Genomic DNA, 20,405 nt, shown 5'->3' with positions numbered 1-20,405 from the left:
AATTAATTATTTATTTGGGGCAGTGATTTAACCCCAAACTTAACGATAAAGGATTAATTTTTTCAAGGAAATTTTAAGACAGAAAGTCTCTCGCCAAAAAAGAAAATGTTTAAAAGACAATATTCTTAATCTTGAGGAGAAAAGTTTAAGGTTTACCAATCCAAATATAAAAGACCTGGTCAATGGGACGAGATAAAAGCAAGCGAGTTTAAAAATTTTAATATAACCACCATAGCCAAATCTTATTCCTACACTGACTACCCAGATGCATTACATATCTCTTTCTTTTTGACATGTTCCACTAATCTCCCCGATTGATTATTAAAAAATTAGCCAATTAGAATCTCTCCCTAAGATCAGTGAAAAGTATCTAATTTAGATCAATTGAATAAATGTTTAAAAAAACAAAATAACCAGAAAATGGTTTTAAAAGAGTAAAACTAAAATTTTAACAAAATTAATTTTAAAGTATATATCCAGCGAATTGAGTGTAAATAAATAAAACCAATTGGATTTAAACTTCTCAAATTAAGGACGCGCTGTTTTGAAAAATTAAAAAACAGAAGCTATAAATATTTGAGTCCAAGAAAAGAAAATATGGAATAAAACCTCAAAGTCTAAAACCACATAACACAAAATATTTTTTGGGGATAAATCAAAACTACCCTTTCGAAATTTCCATAAATCACATTACGAAAAATTGCTTCAAAAACCGGCAAGAAAAAAAAAGCTTCTTCCCTAGCTGTTCATTGATACATAAGATATAGAATGGGAAAGAGATCCAAATCCATTCCTAATTCTTTTACTAAAGAATAAATTCTGGATAGACAATAACTCAAAACTAATCGGGAAAAACCAACTCGTTTTCCCCAATTGAATCTAAGACTGGAAATATATTTATTGAATGTCTGAAAAATGACGCACTTAAATTTTTCGATAACACAATGGGTTAATTAAGATCTTAAGAATAGCGTATCTAAAAATCAAACCCAGAAACCCCACTTCCAAAACAAAGAAGAAACATATTCTAAACAACACAATAATCCTTAATAAATTTTAATCGTCTCCCATTATTAAATCTCCCTTCATTCGTTTTCAAGAAATCATAACCCACTTTACAAATAAAGGAGAGTAGTCAAAATCATTGTTTTTTAACGTTTAAAAAACACACAGTTCAAATCGTTATAATTACTATCAGAATAATCACATCATAAGTCAGCATTTAAGGCGAGCTCTTCAATCCAAAGGAAAAAACAATGATGCTGAAAATTTAAAACACATAAAACCAAAAGGGGAATCCGACCTTGAAAATTGGAAATTCAAAAATTAATCACGAGAATATTTTTGCACACCGAGAAAAATAAATTTCGTTTCAAATTAAATAAAACCATAAAAAGAATCAAAACCCGACAACTCATAAGAACATAAAAAAGGGAAAAACCCTCAAGTTCTTAAGTTAATTCTTTTAGAGGCATTGAATTAAATCTTTATTTTTAAACTATTTTAAATGAAAGTATAAATTGATCCAAAATACATTAAATACACTGATTTACAACAAATTAAATATATATTAAAATTCATATAAAAAGAATTTATTTTTTACCATAAATAGGCTTTTTTTAATATTAGTCGGTTTTTCGAATAGTTTTCATTCAATTTTCAATAAACAAAATCTAGAATTTTCATTCATAACTTAAAGCATAATCCGGAAAATGGTTTCATAAAAAAGAGCGGGAATTATAAATCAATGAACAACTTACACTAAATACGATTTGAATATGAATTATTAATACTTACATTTATAAAAAATAATCAAAAAAATCAAAAAACATGAAAGACTTAATAAAGAGTGTTCTCTCAGAATTAAAGAAGAAAGATGCATTTGTTTTCGTTACTGAAGATGGGCAAGAAATAAGCCTTCAAGAAGCTTCCAAAAAAGGACTTAGTGTTACTCCAAAAAACCCAAAGATAGAAGCGCAAAACAAACTTGCTAAAGCAGGATTGGACTTGACGGACCTTTCATTGGTTAAAGACATCATGGAAGCAATTGAATTGATCAATGGTGGAAAATCAGGTGGCACTAAAAAAGCTTCAAGAACAAGCTACAGCGAAAATGACAAGATCAATTATGTAAGGGAATTCAGAAATGAAGAATCCAAAAACAGCAGCATGAATACTTCAAAATTTGCAAGAGCCAAAGGTTTGAATTATCAAACCTTGAATAGCTGGGTAAAGAAATACGAAGACAAGGTCTAATAAGACTTTATTCAATAAAAAAAGGGCGCCAAAATTGGCGCCCTTTTTTTTTGTGAAAAATTTCCAGAAAAATACTATCCAAAAACTAATTATAAGGAATTGAAATTTTACTAAAAAACAGAATCAATCCCGATTTATGAAAAGCTATTTTTTGAAGTATTGGAGTTTGTTTGCTTTAAAAACCCATAATTGAGTTCATCTGTATTGAGTCAAAATTCAATACCCTTGAGTATAGGAATTCAAAATAACTCCCTGAAATCGATATCTATTTACAAGAAATCAACAAAATTTAAATGTTGATTCATTCTGGCAAAAATAACGAATGGAAGCATCTATCATTCGTTTTTCGCACATAAAAAATACTCTAGAAAAAAAGCTACACCACCTCCATCTTCATCATCAACTATCTTTAATGGTATTTCTAACGATTTTTTTTTATTCAATTAAAATCGACCAACAAAATATAATCGATCTGTCTTGGAAATCTTCTTAAAAGAAAGGTGTTCCGCTTGGATCGGCTGAATAAAATTTAATCAATCGGCAAATACCAAAATTAAATTATTGAACCATCGGAAATTCCGGACACCTATCCATAGAAAAAAATACCACTTGGATTATAGGGACGCTTAAAAATGAAAACTTGAAGAAGAAAATAATGAGGATGGAAATTAATATTATTGAAAATATCTGTTTAGGATAAGAAGGAATACATGTCAAAATAAATCTTTATGCATCAGGAAATAAACTTATCCTCCCCACCAAATCATATTTAACAATTGTCCTCCACTACCACCTACAACAGCATTATATAATGCCAGGCCAAATCCCAATGTCTTGGACCTTATCCTTTAGGAGATAGTTAAGTTGGATAGATCCCCAAGTCAATGCTCTCCTGCTCCAGCACTGGGATTCTCCCTACTATAAAATCAACATTCATTTCCCTGTTCCATGGTCTAAAAACGCAAAAAAAAATCCCTGCATCTCCGCAAGGCTTTTGCTCCTCCTCTTGGGCTTCCCGATCCGTTCGTCTCTCGGGATTCAAGAACCAAGGACCCTTCCCGTTCAAACGGGATCAGATGCAATTCCAGCCTCCCGCTAATAGCTTTTCTATAAATATTCTTGATTCCTGATTTTTGATGAATTTTTCCGCTTTTAAGGATTCAGTTTTTGATTCATATCCAAAAACGATTTTCAGTTCCCAAGGAATGCCCCGCCTTGTCCAGATTTTATTTCTTGCACCATCATTGTGGAATGCTATCCTATTCGCCACATTTTCGCTTTGACCAACGTAATATTTATCGATGGAAGACGAATACAAAAAATTGTTCCATTGTCCAAAAATGCAAAAAGCCCTGCATCTCTGCAAAGCTTTGGCTCCTCCTCTTGGGCTCGAACCAAGGACCCTTCCCGTTCAAACGGGATCAGATGCAATTCCAGCCTCCCGCTAATAGCTTTTCTATAAATATTCTTGATTTCTGATTTTTGATGAATTTTTCCGCTTTTAAGGATTCAGTTTTTGATTCAAATCCAAAAACGGTTTTCAGTTCCCAAGGAATGCCCCGCCTTGTCCAGATTTTATTTCTTACACCATCGTTGTGGAATGCTATCCTATTCGCCACATTTTCGCTTTGACCAACGTAATATTTATCGATGGAAGACGAATACAAAATATAAACAAAAAATTGTTCCATAGTCTAAAAACGCAAAAAGCCCTGCATTTCTGCAAGGCTTTCGCTCCTCCTCTTGGGCTCGAACCAAGGACCCTCTGATTAACAGTCAGATGCTCTAACCAGCTGAGCTACTGTGAATCAATAAGTTGCAGAAGAAATGCCTCATTATGTGCACGCTTTTCGCACGCCTCAGCCTGTGAAAGATCATTTTGTGGGTGAAACAGGGCAAGGAATACATCCTGACCTGCTATCCCACCAGTTGTTTTACAATACTCTCCCTTCGTCAGCAAAGCTGAAGTAGTTCCCGTCGGGGGACAGGATGAGGTGGTCCAACAGCTCGATATCCATTTCCTTGCAGGCGTTCTTTATCTTTCGTGTCAGCGTAATGTCCGCTTCTGAAGGACTCATATTTCCTGAAGGATGGTTATGCGCAAGGATCAACCCTGAGCTGAGAGATTTGAGCGCTACCCCCAAGACGATCTTGGGGTCACATATCACAGAAGAAACCCCACCTTGGAATGCCTTGTGATAACCGATTACTTGTCCGGCCCGGTTGAGGTACAAGACGACGAATTCTTCTCTGGCGGCTATTAAATCTTGGTCAAAGATAGTTTGTAGCAGCCGAAATGCTTCCGCGGAACCCTGGATTTTTTGAAGTTTACTTCCGCATCCTTTTGCTTTGTAACTGAGCTGAAGCTCGTAAATCAAGTTTGTCATGTCTGTCTAAAATGTGAAAAGCCCGCCTTTTTAGGGGCGAGCTCTTCGGGTTCAACGCAAATACCAGAAATTGTGTGAAGGAGATTCCAATGCTCCCTGTACCTGCCGGGTGAAGTCAAAACTGTTGACTCCACGCTCAAGGTACTTGTCAATATAGGAATGCTTGGTTGCACCTGTCATCAGGTTGTAAAACTTCCAAAGGTCGATGCTGCCATTGTCCTGTCGCTGGAAATTCGGGTCTGAGTAATAACATTCAGCTATCCGGGACACCTGCGTGTCGTTGATCAGCAACTCAGGCACCTCCACCTTCAACTCTCGTGGAAGAAATTGGTACAGTCTGGCACGTCCAATGATTTGTGCAAACTGCCGTTCCTCCAGAAAGTATCCTGTGAACTGATTCATCTGACTGAGTTGCTTCACTGCATCATACTCCTGAAAGAGCAGAAATACCTGCTGGTACAGATCTTCAAGGCTCTTGGCACGAATGTCCAACTTGGCCCCATCTGTAGAAACACAAAGATTGGTGCAGACGAAATTTCTGAAGCCCACAAATACCTTGAAATGTTCAGGTGAACCCTTGACACTGTTTAGGTTGTCCAGATTGTAGGCTTTGACACCACCCACTGACAGTTCCAATGTGTTGCCTCCGATCTCGTCGGTGATCCCCGGAATGGTCAGCATAAATGCCATCCGCTCATTATAGATCGTCTTTTCGTGAGGAAGCAGATCCTGGGCTTTTTTGTGTCTAGCATCGAAGGTCCTTCCCTTAATAGGATGCGAAACCCTCACTGTAGGGATGGGTGTAGTGCCAAGGCCGAAGACATCTCTGGCAGCTTCTGCGACAACCTCCACGAACTCAACTTGTGAAATGGTCGGTTCGTTGTCTTTCAGGAACACTGGAATCACATGCCTTTCCCGGATTTCCCTTAGAGAGACTTCTGAGGTGTTGGCTTCCAGAAAAGGTGAAGTAGACACCTCCACATGGGAGATGTCCATTACTTCCATGTGGTTGTTAATGCGCAGTAGTTCCATTGGATCTGAAGTTTTGCGGAGTTAACAACTTACTTTTCTGAGTAACAAACTCTTCCTTGTGGAGTTCCTGCAGGCTTGGGTTCTCATTGTACAGACGGTACAACTGGTCAAGACTCTTGCAGGACTGAATGGCTTCAAGGAAATCTTTGGGATCTGCTTCCACGGATGGCTCTGAGGAAAGACACCAGTTTTTGATCATTTCTCCCGTCTCTGCAGTAATCCTAAAATCAGGAAGACTACCGAAAATCCCTGTCCTGTCCTTGGAGGCCGATGCGAAGTGCTTGATGTTGATGTCAAAGACAATTGTAAAATCGTACTCCAACCCATCGCGCTGCACACCTTTCATACCCACTTTTTCAGGCACCTGCTTCCCGTTTTTCTCAGTCAGCACATAGTCCTGTTTACTTCGGACTGTTGTAATGATGTGCGCTGTGGAGGAAAGGATTTTGTTGATCAGGTGGTTGTGTCTGGGAGTGATCTTGCTCCAATTGGTAAAACTGTTGCCTGGCATGTTGCTGTGGATGTCCAGCAGGGTTTCCCATTCATGAGAAAGACTATCGATGACGATGGCCTCCATACCTGCGTTCTCACAGCACTGGATTGCTTCCATATATTTCTCAGGTGTGTAAGGAAGACCCGGAGAAATGACATTGTAGTCGCCAAGGTTGGCATACAGGTCGGCACTTTGATTCTCGGTATCGATGACGGCTATTTTTGACCAGTCACCCACCAAGCCATAAGCAAGCAGTAGGGAAGAGTAAGTCTTTCCTGAACCACTTGGACCCTGCAACGCAATTCGTATGCGAGCTTGGGAACGTTTTGAAATACGTAAATGCATATTGCTCTAATGTTTATAGGTTGAACACTAGAGCAATTGGGGGGTAGGAAGATGAAAAAGTATAAGATGTAATTAAAAAGTGGGGGGTACCAGTGGATTTGAAGTGATCCGGGGGGATGTTAAGGGGGTGGTAGCATCACGGTCGCACGCTCTGTAAGGGAACTGTCATAATGTGGAAATTTTTTTTGGGAAAAATTTATGCTAACGTCGGTTGTTCTGACAACAGGAAATCCCTGATGTGTTCGTAGGAAGATTCAAAGTCGATATCTTCAAAACGCACCAGCACAATTCCCTTGTAAGCGTTATCCTCCACAACCTGAAAGGTGTAGTCCAGATCCCGGTACACCAGCCCGGCATCATCCTGATTGATCAGGCCGTTTCTTATGCCTTCCATTCGGGTGATGACTTCATCGAGGAAGGTGGCTGCATCATCGATGTCCCTAAATTCCGGGCTGATGATATGGTTTTCTGAATGGTCGTTGTTTCTGAGAAGTGTGACGAAAAATGCGCTGTTCATGCTGTAAAAATTTGAGTCTCGGAGCAAATGCCCCTTACTATAATATACAGAAAAACAGGCGCATTTCCCGTCTCAAATCACACTTATTGGGCTTATTTCAGTCTTTTTTGAAGAGCGATATGATGATGGTGATCACCACAATTACAGCGAAAACCCAGATGCTGATTTTGTAAAGTTCGTACAGCATCCTTTCTATTTGGTCCAGTACTTCCGTCACAATGAAAAGGGCCGCTATGCCCAGAACAACAGTGATTACTTTGACGAGAATATTTTGCAGGCTCCACCAACTGTTCTTTTCTGGTTCATTTGATTTGTGATCACCTCCTTGATGTGGAGATGTTGGGGTGCCACTCAGATGCTTCAAGTCTTTGGAATCTTGATTTTCTAACATGTGCTGGGTCTTGGTTTATTGGTGGTCTAATTAACTGAATCTTCTGATCTTAGGGGTTTTTTTAAGGTGCCAAATCGGGAGCTTTTTGGGTAATCCTAAATCTGATGGTGGCATCATGTCATTTTTGAAGGTCTTTTTTTTCTACATCGATGTCCATTACCGCAGAATGATTGCGTTGGTCTGAGATGGGACGACCCTGAAAATCCAAAACTTTTGACCCGTGGGGCTGTGGTTTCAGATTTTGAAGGTAATGCGGTCATGTTCCACCTGTGGTTGCTTCTCTAACATATCCACGAGGTTCAAGCACTCGGGAGGAGACGGTTGATCCCTCCTTAGAGAGAAGGTTCGAAATGCCTTTTCCATGGCATGCTGTGAAAAGCAGCGATAGCGTTATAGTACAAAGGAAGAAGGTGGAGGCTAGCTTTTTCATCGGGCTACAAAAGTAACGCAAGATGCCGTTTTACCTGCTCTTTTCAAATAACCCAAAGTAAGTTCTGAGAAGCTGTGACGGTTTTGTCTCTTTAGGGGAATTCATCACTTCTGAGAACTATCTTTCCGGTTTGTTGGAAGACATTCTGATACGTGGTAACACATCTCTTTCACACAAGCCATTTTTCGAACTGCTCAGCTGCTGGAAGTTTTGATTTCATGCAAAGACGTATAATGTCGTCTCTGCCGATGATTTGCATGCTTTGGATTCCTTTTGAAGTAAGGGTGTCCTGTTTTAGGACACCCTTGCAATGTGCTGCAATGGCCGTCCTAGTGTTCTTATACCCTAATATTTCGGCCACATCTTTGGCCACAAACCAAGGTTTGTTCTCTTCGTCAACAAGCTCTTTCACGTTGTGCGTGTCGAAATGATGACAGTGAGTCTCAGAGTTAGCTATCAAGAGTATAAGGAACGCTCTGTTTTCTCTTTAAGGAGACGGTGTAGAAATAGGTATCAGGTCGGAGGAGCATTCTCAGAAGTGAACACACAAATTTCTTGACGAAATTATAACACTCAAACTGTCGGCTAGATAGAGACTTCCTTATAGAGAGTTTTCAGCTTTGGGAAAAGCTTTTCTTGAATCACACCTCCCAACTTTTCGTTCTTGATTTCCTTTTCGATGATGCTGTCAGTGAATTTTGAGAACATTTGGGTGGTCAAATTTTCAGGAGTTGAGACTATCATGGGGTTACACATGTATTTTTTGCCCCCTATAAACCTAACCAAGTTCTGGGATGCCAATAATTTCATCGCATCCTTTGCGGTGCTTAAGCTTGGTTTTGATCCAAACAGGTTACAGAAGTCAAGAAAATCTCCCTGATCTTTTTTGTTCCAGGAGAACTCCAACGTTTCAGGTTTCATTTTTGTCGCAACACAGAATAGGAAAAGGTTCTTTGCAGTTTTGTCAATTTCAAACAGAAACAAAATCGCTTCGGCTCTCAGAGGAATATTGCTGGTCAGGAGACTGAGATCCCCTTTTTCCGGTATGATTACCCCATCTGACAAAACCCCATCGGGCACTCTGTATAATGCGAGCGGAACTGAGATTTTTTTTCGACGATTCGTACCCTTTACTTTTTCAACGAAGTTATGATACATTTGCAGCAACCCACGTGGGTTCTCAAACAGGTTAGCGAGGAATACAGGCATCCGACAGTCTACTATTTATTAGGCTCTTAAATATAGGTTAACACTCTGTTTTTCAGAGGTTTGATTTTGATAAAAGGGGTGAAAAACACCCCCGTTTTTCGTAAATATGACAACAAAACAAGGCTCTCTTGTGCTTAAAACAGATTTATACCAAGATGGCACAAGAACAACTATATCTGTGAAGTTTTCAACTGTTGGGCTCAAAATATTTTTCAATGCCAGACATATCTATCTGTCGATTTCCGCAAAAGAAAGATGTTGGTTTGAGTTTTTGTGTGAAGATGTTGGAAGACATGGTATAGTGTATATTGGGAAAGAGCAAGAGGAGGCTTTTGTTCAACATGCTTCCCAAATCTCAGGTGGAAGCATTAAGATCAATGTCAAAACCATGAACAACTTCACCAGAAAGCTTGTGGGGAAGGGGCTTCTCCTTAAGACAAATGACTCAGGGGTCTTTTACATCAACCCAAAGTACGTACAGCTTACAACAGCCCAGAAGAGAGAAGAAGACCTTAAGTTTCTTTTTCATCAAGCTGAGATAGGAAACATAGATGTCCGGAAGTTGATTGACCGTCCTTTGGAGGAAATCCTCGAACCTGTCAAAACAACTTGAATCTACTTCACCCTAAGCCGCCTCCATGATCCCGTTGATAAAGGTCTCCACAAAACCGAGGATTTTGGACTTGATTCTTTCTGCGATGGTTTTCCTCTCTTTAAGGGAAGGTTTGTCCTTCATTAACCCAATGATGTCATCTCTGAGAGGTTCCTTCTCGGTGTAGATGAAATCTCCGATCACTTTTTCCAAGGCTTCATCATCCAGGTTTTCCTCCTTGCTGAGCTGGTGGAGGGCTCTGAGACGTTCCTTAGTCCAGAAGCTGGTGAATTCCTCTGGGATATCATCGGCATCTTTTATCTCAGGAAGGTTTTCGCGGATAAATTTCTCGATCAACTCTCTCTTGCTCCTGAGTTGGGCTTCCCCTACGATGAGTTCTACAATCGCTTTCTTCTGTTTCTCCTGTTCTTCTGGGCTGGCATCTTTCAGTTTGCCCAGGAGTTTCAGGATATAGCCCACATTGATCTCGTCACGGTGGATCAGTTCAAGTTCAAAATCCACATCGTTGAGGATAGAGATTTTTTCTTTTTGGCTGTTGTTTTTGGTTCTGTCGTAGAGGTCAAGATATTTGCTCTTGTAATCTTCAAAGGTCTGCTCCGGCATGGAGAGGTCTTCGAAGTCAAATTCCGTGAACGTCACCAATACATTTTTCAGACGCATCAATTCCCGGAAGGCTTTGATGAAAACCAATTGTGCATCTTCATCCTGCAGATCATTCACACTGTTGACAGTTGGGGTGATTTGGAGCAGGTCTTTAAATGCCTGATTGAATTTCTCCACGTAATCCTCATAGGGTTCAATAATGATCTCTCCCTTCGCCTCCAAGTTGGAGAAAAGTGAAATGGCCTGATCGGTGGCACCTTTTAGATTCCTGAAGCTGACGACATTCCCCTGTGATTTCAATTCGTTGAGAATCCGGTTGGTCCGTGAATAGGCCTGTATCAATCCATGGTATTTCAGGTTTTTGTCCACGTAGATGGTGTTCAGCCATTTGCTGTCAAATCCAGTGAGAAACATGTTTACCACAAGCAGAATATCCACCTGCTGGTTTTTCACCCGCTTGGCGATGTCGTTGTAATAGTTGTAGAAAGACTTGGAGTCCTGTGTGCTGAAGTTGGTGCCAAAGAGCTTGTTGTAGTCTGCGATGAAATCATCCAGATACTCTCGGGGGTGTTTTTTGGTGGCGCTGCCATAGGGTGCCATGTACTTTTCCTCCGCTGCCAAGGAAAACCCCGGTTCTTTCGCCAAGCCCAGCTCTTCCACAGTTCCAAGTTCATCAATATCATCATTGATCAGGTCCACATTTGCCCCGTAGGAAAATATGGTGCCTACTTTCAATTTGTGTTCCCCGGCTTTATACTTGGTCTGGAAGAGCTTGTAGTACTCGATCAGGATGGCTACACTCGGTACACAGAAGATGGCTGTGAAAGATTTGTTGTGGGTTTTCCTCCCATGGTTGGTGACGATGTAGTCCACGATGTTGTTCAGCCTTTGTGGGGCATTCATCACCTCCTCTTCATCAATGGCCTCCACGTTGATGTCAAAGATGTGGTCTCTTTTCTTGAAAGTGGAGATGTACTCTACTGAGAATTTCAGGACGTTTTCATCCCGGATGGCATCGGTGATCACATATTTGTGGAGGCAGTCTCCGAAAAGCATCTGCGTGGTCCGTTTGCCCCATTCGTTGGTGCCTGCATTATCTTTAAAGATCGGTGTGCCCGTGAACCCGAACATCTGGGAATTTTCGAAAAACTCCTTGATGTCGGAATGGGTCTTCCCAAACTGACTCCGGTGGCATTCATCAAAGATGAAGACGATGCGCTTGTCTTTGAGGACAGCCATCTTTTCCACATAGTGGGCTTTGTTGACAGCGGTGGAAAGTTTCTGGATGGTGGTAACGATCAGCTTGTCATCTCCTGTCAGTTGCTTGACAAGCTTGTTGGTATTGTTGGTGCCATCAATGCTGCCTTTGCTGAAGCTGTTGAATTCCTGTGAGGTCTGGGTATCCAAGTCCTTTCTGTCCACCACAAAGACCACTTTATACACCTGTGGCAGGTTGGTGAGAATCTGGGCGGTCTTGAATGAAGTAAGGGTCTTGCCAGAACCTGTGGTGTGCCAGATGTAGCCGTATTTGGTGGTGGTTTTCACACGCTCCACGATAGCTTCCGTGGCATAGAACTGATAGGGGCGGAGTACCATCAGGGTCTTCTCGGTATCGTTCAATACCACGTACTTGGTGATCATTTTGGAGATATGGCAGGGCTCCAGGAAAATATCCGCAAATGTTGAAAGCTGCGTGATCTGTTTGTTTTTGACATCTGACCAGTAGAAGGTCTGTTTGAAACTTCGGTTTCTCAAAGGACCGTTGGCGTAGTACTTGGAGTTGACGCCATTGCTGATGACGAAGATTTGGATAAACTGAAAAAGTCCCTGTCCCGCATCAAAGGAGTGGATGCCATATCGGGAGGTTTGTTTGAAAGCTTCTTTGAGTTCCAGACCTCGTCGTTTGAGTTCTATCTGTACCAGTGGGAGTCCATTTACCAAGATGGTGACATCATAGCGGTTTTTGTAGATTCCCTTTATAGAGATCTGTTGGGCGACCTGAAACTCGTTTTGACACCAGTGGATCTGGTTGATCAGTTCTACGGTGCGGTGTTCACCAGAATCATCCGTGAACTCAACCCTGTCCCTGAGGATCTTTGCCCGCTCAAATACATTTCCCTTGTTGATCGCATTGAGGATCTGGGCAAACTCAATTTCACTGAATTGGGTTTTGTTGTGTTTTTCGAGCTGAGATTTCAAATTGATCAGCAGGGCCTTCTCGTCTGGGATCAGTACCTTTTTGTAACCCAGCTGTTGTAGTTGGGAAATCAGGTTGTTTTCAAGGGTCTGTTCGGGTTGGGTGGTCATGATCGGCGTAAAAATGACCCATGAATAAGTTTTTGGGCCAACAGACTTCAAGATGTGGATTTAGTTTTAGCTAAGCAAGTAGTGATACCACTGTTCGTGAAAAGTTTGAATAAGAAACGCTCAGCATTTAAACTGCGGAGGTTAAAATCCTAGAAGTTTGTTTCTTCCGGAAAGTAAAAGACACGCCCTGGGACATCTTTTCCATAACCTTTTGTTTAGGCCTTCGCTTATTCGGATGTAGGTTTATCAGATCTCTCTTTTGCCTTTATTGGAAAAAGCTTTCTAAACACAATAAATTTGTCAGTCCATGGCTTCATCAAAGATTTCTTTTCGATTAAGGCTTCGAAGGCGAGAAATGCCGCAAAGGACTGGAGTGTCAAATACAAGAAGTTTTGTTCTGATGAATCCTTAAAAACCTCTGCGAGGTCAAATACTGTGGCGGAAATGATTACTAAAAAGTAAGCAAGGTAAATGAAGAATCGGATTTGTTTCTCGCCAAGGTAGGTGTTGATTAACTCGAGCTCACGCTGGATCTTTTCCTTATCCCTTCCTCTCCAAAAGATAGTTATTCGGTTTATGATGGCATTTCCCTTGTAGGAGAAAGCGATACTTGAAAACGTGAATGACAGAAATATGGCAATTTCAGATGAGTTTTTTATATCAAGCAGGTCTAAGCCAACTTTGATTGGTGCCACAACAAACATAAAAACTAGTATCACCGACACGTAAACGGATCCCACCGAAACTGAGATGAATAAAACCACCAATGCGATAATGAGTAAACCCTGAACCAATTTTAGGAGGACTCGTGTAAGGAGAAACTTTTTTAGTATTCTTTCAAAAGGACTGACTGCTATGTTCAAGCCAATTAACCAAAACAGCATTCCTATCACTCGACTTGGAAAATAGTCTTTGCCAAGGAATGAGTAGAACAGCCACCCCACCAAACCTACAAAAATACTTAGTATCGGGACTAAATATCTGTCCCGCTTTCTTTTTTCTTCTTCTGCGGAACCCGAGTTTGCTTCAAATTCATCCATAAGCTCACAGTTTAAAGTAATACTCTCTCATCTTCTCAGCCATCAGTTTTCGTCTGAGATTCGAAAACTCAGGGTAGTTGTCGAGGTTCATATCCATGATCTCGACCGGGACACAGTTCATCCGTAAATTTTGATGAAGTTCCTCCACGGTGTTTAACCCGCTGTTCTCAGTCGATCAACACCTTTTTCCCCTCACTAAGCGACCCATCTTTCAACTTAACGTTTCGGTTTTTCCAGGCGATGATGTAACCTACAGGGTATCCTTGGTAGAGGCAGTCCATCAGGTCACAGACCTTGGAACTACTATCCCATACGTATGGTCGCTGGATCTTAGGAATCCAGATCTCACCGGACTTAACCCAGGAGAGAATCGTTTCGATAAGGTGTTGGTTGACGGAGTATTTCTGCATATATCTACAAAAGTGATTTTGGCAAGATTGATATAAAGAGTTTTTTCTTGTGGGGCGTTTGTACAGTAAAAAGGGGTGAAATCACGCGTCATGAAATAAGTCTATAGGCAATATGTGGAAATCTTTTCAACAAAACAAGACTTAGGTGACAGGATCTTATAATTACAAGTTTCAAGTCTCAGGAAATTCTGATTTCCCCTAAAAAGCAAAAGACACGCCCTGGGACGCTGTTCTGATGGGTAGCGTGGCGTGTACTGTCGATGCAAAGGTAATGAATAAAAATGACCCGAGAGCAGATCTTACGGTATGCGACTCAGATTCTGTTGAAACAAATTTACGTAAATAATTACGAAAAATAAAGATATGTTTACACATTTGCGAAAACACTTTCTCTTCACCGAAGGCCTGCGTGCTATGCAGGAGTGTAATTAGGTGAGGAGGGCGTGCTTTTATTTAAGAGTTTATCCTACCGTTCGGAGGAAGGAAATCGGAAAACGCAAGTGCAGTGATCGCTTGCGTTTTCTGCATATTAGTTTGCTGTTTTTTCTTGAAAAGGCCTACTGAGCTTTGAAAAGGTTTTTCGAATTTCACGAATGTTTCCTGTAGACATGCTAGAGGGTTATAACATACAGAACTAGTGCGCCAATTACAGCAGTGATGAACAGACATCCAAGTTTACCTAAAAATGGGAAAAACCCGGCTTCTTGCTCTCCTTGCTTTAGACCCCTTTTTTTCTGGTCGGCACTCTCCCAAGATTCCATGAATGCTAAGGCTATCAAGGCTAATCCAACAATGATTGCTAAAAGTATCATAATATTAGTTAATTGATTATATAGGTGTTATATTTTTTACGGTTGATCGGATAGACTAGTCAGGTGATGTATTGGTAATTGTTGGTACCACCTTAGTCCTTTTGCAAACAATTCTCTCACACAAACATCTGCTGCAACAGCCCCTTCTTCCAAGTGCGCAAGCCCTGGATCTGCCTGTCAAGCGTTTCAAGGTTTTCGTCTATGCTGTTCAGGAAAGCTGCGATTTTTTTCTGTTCTTCTTTTGAAGGGCTTGGGATTTTTAAACTTTTCAAATCTTCTAGTATGACACCCTTGATTGAAGTGCCTTGGCTCAGATTTATAATCTTCGACCGAAGGCAAAGCAAACAATATGCGAGGTAAATAGGGTTGTACTGGTTATTTGGAGCTATTGATGCAAAGTCCTGACTCGTGCATAAGCTTTCATCACTGAAAGCGACTTTTCCGACTCCTACCCGTGTCACAATCAAGACAGAACCAGGAGGTACTTTTTTTGTAGCAGATTGAACTATCGCTTCTTCGGATATAAACCTTGTTTTTGAAACTTTGAAAATTGAATTATCTGTGAGGTTAGAGCTTGAAATCCAAGGTACTTTACCCTTCCAAAAGTGCTCTTTTGTGCTCTCAGGTGTCCCACCACCATAGAAGTCACCAACCTCCCCCAACTTCCTCTCCTCCCAATCCGGAAACTCAGACCCATCATCCTGCTTAAACCGGATCTTCTGAGAAAATATCTGCTGCATCACCCCCTTTTTGTACACTTCCAGCTTTTCCTTCTTCCGCTCCAGCAAGTCAATCCGCTCGTCCACCGAAGACAGAAAGGAGGCGATTTTTTGCTGTTCGGGGAGGGAGGGAACTAGAACCTTTATTCTATGAACATTATTTCGGTTAAGTGTTGGAATCGAAGATGCAGCATCAAACCTCTCCAGTTTAAAATTTACAAGTAACCAATACACAAATTTCACATCATTCCCGTGAAAATTTTTCACCCAAAGTGTTGTGTCGTGTGGCCAATGAGGGCCAAGAATGAAAAATACCTTCCCTAGAACCCCTTTTCTACCGGTTACAATTCCAGGCCCTTTTACCTTATATTGATTATGGAAGTAGGAGATGCCTGAAGAGGAGTATACAGGGAAATCGCCATGGATCCTTGATTTTGCTGTGATATCAAAACCTCTCTGAAGAGTACAAATATCCTCGAGATTTTTCTCTTGCCAATTCTCCTTGAAATCCGAAAATCTAAGCTTAGGTAACATGCTTTTTTCGCTCATTTCAAAACGGTGTTTTAATCCCCAATTCTTCACAAAAGTCCTTCAACACCGCCTCATTACTTTTCAGAGAAATATCAAGTTGCTGAATTTCTTCTGCGGTGGTATCCAAGTCCACAATTTCCTCTTCCTCAAAGGTGTCCACATAGCGTGGGATATTGAGGTTGTGGTCATTTTCAGCGATCTCTGCTAAGGAGGCCACATAGCTGTACTTGTCCAAGGTCTCCCGATTACGGTAGGTCTCTATGATCTTCTCCACATCACTGTCTCGAAGCTCGTTTTGGTTACCCACCTTGATGTAGTTGTCATCACCACTGGCATCGATAAAGACCACATTGTCATCATGCTCTCGACATTTTTTCAGCACCACAATGCAGGTTGGGATAGTAGTTCCATAGAAGATATTGGCAGGCAGACCGATCACGGCATCCAGCACATTCATCTCCTTGATCATATACTCCCGGATCTGTCCTTCTGCTCCTCCACGGAAGAGTACCCCATGGGGAAATACACTGGCCATAATTCCATTGTCAGCCAGCTGATAGAGCATGTGTTGCATAAAAGCGAAGTCTGCCTTGGTTTTGGGTGCCAGTCTACCATATTGGCTGAAGCGCTCGTCAGAATTGAAAAGTGAGTGGTCATCCCCTTTCCAGTGGGCGGAGAAAGGTGGGTTGGCCACCACCGCTTCGAACTTGTAGTCCAAGTGCTGGGGGTGCATCAGGGTATCTTCCTGCGCGATGTTGAACCTTCGGTAATGGATGCCGTGCAGGATCATGTTCATTCGTGCCAAGTTGTAGGTGGTACGGGTAAGTTCCTGCCCGAAGAACTCACTGACTTCCGCTTCTTTGGCAACCCGCAGCAAGAGCGATCCCGATCCAGTTGTTGGGTCATATGCGGATTTCAGTTTTGTCTTTCCGGTGGTGACGATCTTTGCCAGTATTTTTGATACCTGCTGTGGGGTATAAAATTCCCCAGCCGTCTTTCCTGCCCCCGCTGCAAACTTCCCGATCAGGTACTCATAGGCATCTCCCAGAACATCCGACTCGATGTCTTCCAGTCGGAAGTCGATGGAATTGAGATGGTTCAGGATCTGTACCACCACCTCGTTTCGCGCTTTGACAGTACGCCCAATCTTATTTGAACTCAAGTCAATATCGCTGAAAAGGTCGTTGAAGTCCTCTTCAGAATCCGTGCCCATGGTGCTTTGCTCGATGTGGTTGAGTACGGCTTTGAGGTCTTCCAGAATATAATTGCTGTCCGTCTCTGTGGAGGCATTGCCCTTGGCGGTGATAGAGGCGAAGAGTTCTTCGGGTTTGAGAAAGTACCCAAGCGACTGTAGGGATTCATCCTTGATGGCTTCCAGCAAGTCGGGGTCTTTGAGTGTCAAGTAGTCTTTGGAACTTTCGGTTTCCAGCAGTCCGTTGGCATAGAGGTGTTGACGTTCGCTGAGGTATTTGTAGAAAATAAAGCCCAGGATATAGTCTCTGTAATCGTCTGCACTGATTTTGCCGCGTAAAAGATTGGCGATACCCCAGAGTTTGCTTTCCAGCTGGCGTTTTTGTTCTTCGGACATGTAGGTTTATATGGGTTGCAGGTTCTCAGAACTGTGTTGACAGCCTGTGGAACCAGGGTAAATCATTTAAAGTATCAAACTCTCAAAAGGGACTTGATCGGGAAATGTTCCAGCGTGGTTGGAACGAGGTAACACAGTATTGTAACCTTCTTTTATCACCGGGAACTTTCACCAATCTGGTGAAGGTCATTTGAGTTTTCCCCAAAGGTTTGCCCCTTTCGAACCAGATTTTGTTGAGCGAATATAAGGTATTAGAAAATACCCGTGCGTGAAAGTACAGATTTACACAAAATTTGACAGCACAATAACCATGATAAATACAAGAGCGGCCGCTAGGAGTAAGTACAACTTGTTCCATCCTGCTTCTAAATAAGTAACAGAACCAACAGTGCAATCACTATCGATTTCAATCAGGAAACTTCCGGAAAAGTTTTTTATCGTAATTTGTTTAGCCTCTGGTAGAGCCTCTTTGTTGTTGATAGACATCAATTGAGCCCCTTCGTGAATAACGTCAGGGATAGCGGTAAGAAAAATCAAATCATCTCCGGTGTCTGATTTCTCCTTTATATTGTATCGATTAACCTTAACTGGAATCCCTTCCGCCTCAGCACCAAAGACTTCCCCCTGTTGTGGAGGATCAATTTTTTGAGAACTTGTTGATGGATTCTTTTGAGGTTCAGGCTCTTCTTTCTCTATTTCCCCTTGAAGATCGGCAATATTTGCAAGGTATGCCTTATAGAGGAGATCCGGGATTTTTTTCTGATTTACGAGTGCCATGGTAGGTTCAGTACTCCCGCTTTTGGTGACTAACATAACCGCTTCGTCCACAAAGGTCGTGTGTAACAGAAGTAATTTGTCCCCATATTCCAAAATCAACCTGCTGGAAGGAGTTTGTTCCCATCTGCCCCAAGCTGCATTTCCTCCACGGGAGACCAGTAGCCTGCCGTCTCTGAAGAACTCATATTCCAGAAGTTCATCTGTTGCCTCATCAATCAAAACCCATGGCTTCTCTACGAAGAGCTCAATATGTTTCAGTTTTTCGCCTTTGTTCTGAATCCTCGGTAGGATGGACTGGAAGAATTCTTTCATATGGTTTCCACAGAAGTGTTTGTTGTTGTCTGAAGCAACGTGTTTTCCATAAAGGACTTTAATGAATTCTTATAATTATGTAAGTGACTATGGCTTGAAAACAGTCTATGGGAGGCGGATGTTGGCAGTTTAGCCGAAACTAAAGCTTCTACAAACTTCTGGTGGTCACCTATCTTCTCAGAGGGAAGGGATCTTTTTTCAGCGAAGGTTAGATAGAGCTCAATTTGTCTTCTGTTTAGATTTGGCTGTTTTTTGTTGACCTCGTTAAGCTCTTGGATTAACTCCGGGTTCTCTTCAGGATTGAAAATCAAGCTCTCTGAATCAGGTCCATGCACAAGGAGATGTTGGTGGCTGTCTTTCAGCTGGGATATGGAGATTTTTGTTTTTCGCAACTCTTCAGTTAGGTGGGTTTTTCTAGTTTCAGTTTCGGAAATCAATTTCAGTAGGTTTATTAGTTTTTTTGTTTCTTGGTCAAGCTTCCTTTTTGAAATCTTCAGTTGATCAAGTGAAAGTTTATTTTCCGCTTCATTTTCTGGAGAAGAAAGCTCGATTTTTTTATCGTGATTTTTTTTAACTTCAGGGTGCTCATTTTTAACCTCGGGGTGGTTTAAGTGGGTCATGTCAAAATACTCCTGAAAGTTCAAGTTTGGAACTTCTATCCTGTTCATGAAGACGTAAAAATCATCAGACGTTCCGCTTTTTTTTAGGATCATTACAGATTTATCAATGAACACGGTCTCAAGTAAAAGCTCCACTTCAAAATTTTTCAAGATTAGCCTCTGGGATGATGGAGTTAGACTCCAAGTGCCCCAGGACACATTACCTCCTACTGATATTAGAGTTTTGTTATCCCGATAAAATTCATACTCAAACAGGGGACTAATAAGAGGCTCTTGTATGAGAACCCATGGTTTTTCCACAAAGATTTCTATATGGTCAAGCTTTTTACTATGGTTTCGAATTCTTGGCAGCAAGTTTTTGATGTGTTTTATCATCGGGCAGTTCAGCATTTCGATCCGCTCAAACAGTTGAAGATGAATGTCATAAATGACAGAAACCTTGAATCATTTGAACAACGTGGTTTTTAGGGTGGTTCTTATCCGTTGAAAAATCGGGTGTTCCACAAATATAAAATTTTCGTGTAAATATGCTAGCCACACTTAGAGAAAAGAGAAAAGCCCCACCGATTGGTGAGGCTTCTTAACACTCAGACTATGTAACTCTGTTGTTGTTAAACAGAAGAAAGTTAGCTTGGGATGATGATATTTACAGTTTGCAAATAACCGTCCTTACACTGGACTTGCTACATTTGAATGAACAATAAGTTAAGCTCTTTTCTTAAATTTGAAACAATGAGTAAAAGAGAAAGAAGAAAATTTGACAAGGCCTTCAAGACCATGGCCGTAGAGTTACAATTAAGCGGTAAAACCAGTACGGAAATCGGCAGTGAATTAGGCATCGGGCCTGATCTTGTACGCAGGTGGACAAGGGAATTTAAGTCTGACGGTGTGAAGAGTTTCCCTGGGAACGGGAACATGAATCACTCATCGGAACAAAAGGAAATCCTTGCCTTGAAGAAAGCTCTTAAAGAATCCGAGATAGAAAGGGAAATCCTAAAAAAGGCAGTAGGCAT

20 protein-coding genes and 1 tRNA gene are annotated in these 20,405 nt (G+C 41.3%); 3 read left to right on the top strand and 18 right to left on the bottom strand.

Annotated features, from left to right (window positions below; all coding sequences use genetic code 11):
- Nucleotides 1-1,830: 1,830 nt before the first annotated feature.
- Entirely contained in the window at nt 1,831-2,256 is a 426-nt protein-coding gene (locus F824_RS0121065) for a hypothetical protein (protein ID WP_019599923.1), read from the top strand.
- Nucleotides 2,257-3,115: 859 nt separating this feature from the next.
- Here the strand turns inward: F824_RS0121065 and F824_RS0121060 are convergent.
- From F824_RS0121060 to F824_RS0121010, 11 genes are all read right to left on the bottom strand, one after another.
- On the bottom strand, nt 3,116-3,322 hold the full coding sequence (locus F824_RS0121060) for a hypothetical protein (RefSeq protein WP_019599922.1): 207 nt from the start codon (nt 3,320-3,322) through the stop codon (nt 3,116-3,118).
- A 6-nt stretch (nt 3,323-3,328) separates the two neighbouring features.
- Nucleotides 3,329-3,574, bottom strand: coding sequence for a GIY-YIG nuclease family protein (locus F824_RS0121055; protein WP_262500776.1), 246 nt, complete (start codon nt 3,572-3,574; stop codon nt 3,329-3,331).
- Between the two features lie 103 nt (nt 3,575-3,677).
- A complete protein-coding gene (locus F824_RS0121050; RefSeq protein WP_019599920.1) occupies nt 3,678-3,947 on the bottom strand; it encodes a GIY-YIG nuclease family protein in 270 nt (89 codons plus the stop codon).
- Nucleotides 3,948-3,993: 46 nt separating this feature from the next.
- Nucleotides 3,994-4,056, bottom strand: a tRNA-Asn gene (locus tag F824_RS0121045).
- 134 nt (nt 4,057-4,190) lie between these two features.
- Nucleotides 4,191-4,643 carry a JAB domain-containing protein gene (locus tag F824_RS0121040; protein WP_019599919.1) on the bottom strand — a complete coding sequence of 151 codons (453 nt, stop codon included), beginning with the start codon at nt 4,641-4,643 and terminating at the stop codon, nt 4,191-4,193.
- 51 nt (nt 4,644-4,694) lie between these two features.
- Nucleotides 4,695-5,675: a DUF3871 family protein gene (locus tag F824_RS0121035; protein WP_026333843.1), complete on the bottom strand. Its 981-nt coding sequence runs from the start codon at nt 5,673-5,675 to the stop codon at nt 4,695-4,697.
- On the bottom strand, nt 5,656-6,513 hold the full coding sequence (locus tag F824_RS0121030) for an AAA family ATPase (RefSeq protein WP_026333842.1): 858 nt from the start codon (nt 6,511-6,513) through the stop codon (nt 5,656-5,658). Before F824_RS0121030 ends, F824_RS0121035 begins: the two co-directional genes overlap by 20 nt.
- Nucleotides 6,514-6,709: 196 nt before the next feature.
- Entirely contained in the window at nt 6,710-7,030 is a 321-nt protein-coding gene (locus tag F824_RS0121025) for a hypothetical protein (RefSeq protein WP_019599916.1), read from the bottom strand.
- Between the two features lie 97 nt (nt 7,031-7,127).
- Nucleotides 7,128-7,421 (bottom strand): hypothetical protein, encoded by a 294-nt coding sequence (locus F824_RS0121020; RefSeq protein ID WP_019599915.1) that lies wholly within the window; start codon nt 7,419-7,421, stop codon nt 7,128-7,130.
- 599 nt (nt 7,422-8,020) lie between these two features.
- Nucleotides 8,021-8,263: a BRO-N domain-containing protein gene (locus F824_RS26355; protein ID WP_019599914.1), complete on the bottom strand. Its 243-nt coding sequence runs from the start codon at nt 8,261-8,263 to the stop codon at nt 8,021-8,023.
- Between the two features lie 173 nt (nt 8,264-8,436).
- Nucleotides 8,437-9,060 (bottom strand): hypothetical protein, encoded by a 624-nt coding sequence (locus tag F824_RS0121010; RefSeq protein ID WP_019599913.1) that lies wholly within the window; start codon nt 9,058-9,060, stop codon nt 8,437-8,439.
- Between the two features lie 106 nt (nt 9,061-9,166).
- Between F824_RS0121010 and F824_RS0121005 the strand changes: the two genes are divergently transcribed.
- Nucleotides 9,167-9,673, top strand: coding sequence for a hypothetical protein (locus tag F824_RS0121005; RefSeq protein ID WP_019599912.1), 507 nt, complete (start codon nt 9,167-9,169; stop codon nt 9,671-9,673).
- 12 nt (nt 9,674-9,685) lie between these two features.
- Here the strand turns inward: F824_RS0121005 and F824_RS0121000 are convergent, their stop codons facing one another.
- The 7 genes from F824_RS0121000 to F824_RS0120965 all read right to left on the bottom strand — a co-directional run bounded on the left by F824_RS0121000 (nt 9,686) and on the right by F824_RS0120965 (nt 19,767).
- Nucleotides 9,686-12,583, bottom strand: coding sequence for a type I restriction endonuclease subunit R (locus F824_RS0121000; RefSeq protein ID WP_019599911.1), 2,898 nt, complete (start codon nt 12,581-12,583; stop codon nt 9,686-9,688).
- Between the two features lie 227 nt (nt 12,584-12,810).
- On the bottom strand, nt 12,811-13,623 hold the full coding sequence (locus tag F824_RS0120995; RefSeq protein ID WP_019599910.1) for a hypothetical protein: 813 nt from the start codon (nt 13,621-13,623) through the stop codon (nt 12,811-12,813).
- A 167-nt stretch (nt 13,624-13,790) separates the two neighbouring features.
- Entirely contained in the window at nt 13,791-14,033 is a 243-nt protein-coding gene (locus F824_RS0120990) for a GmrSD restriction endonuclease domain-containing protein (RefSeq protein ID WP_019599909.1), read from the bottom strand.
- Between the two features lie 928 nt (nt 14,034-14,961).
- The gene (locus F824_RS0120980; protein WP_019599907.1) at nt 14,962-16,113 is read right to left on the bottom strand and encodes a restriction endonuclease subunit S; all 1,152 of its coding nucleotides are present in this window, start codon (nt 16,111-16,113) and stop codon (nt 14,962-14,964) included.
- A gap of 1 nt (nt 16,114) precedes the next feature.
- Nucleotides 16,115-17,683, bottom strand: coding sequence for a type I restriction-modification system subunit M (locus F824_RS0120975; RefSeq protein ID WP_019599906.1), 1,569 nt, complete (start codon nt 17,681-17,683; stop codon nt 16,115-16,117).
- Nucleotides 17,684-17,965: 282 nt separating this feature from the next.
- On the bottom strand, nt 17,966-18,772 hold the full coding sequence (locus tag F824_RS0120970) for a hypothetical protein (protein WP_019599905.1): 807 nt from the start codon (nt 18,770-18,772) through the stop codon (nt 17,966-17,968).
- On the bottom strand, nt 18,769-19,767 hold the full coding sequence (locus F824_RS0120965; protein ID WP_022582378.1) for a hypothetical protein: 999 nt from the start codon (nt 19,765-19,767) through the stop codon (nt 18,769-18,771). Before F824_RS0120965 ends, F824_RS0120970 begins: the two co-directional genes overlap by 4 nt.
- Before the next feature lie 357 nt (nt 19,768-20,124).
- Here F824_RS0120965 and F824_RS0120960 point away from each other — a divergent pair.
- Nucleotides 20,125-20,405, top strand: a 281-nt coding sequence (locus F824_RS0120960) for a transposase (protein WP_026333841.1), incomplete at its 3' end; no start/stop codon positions are given.

Source organism: Rhodonellum psychrophilum GCM71 = DSM 17998 (assembly GCF_000381545.1).
Classification (GTDB): Bacteria; Bacteroidota; Bacteroidia; order Cytophagales; family Cyclobacteriaceae; genus Rhodonellum; species Rhodonellum psychrophilum.
Note: the sequence above shows the minus strand (reverse complement) of the source record. Positions and strands in the feature narration are given on the sequence as shown.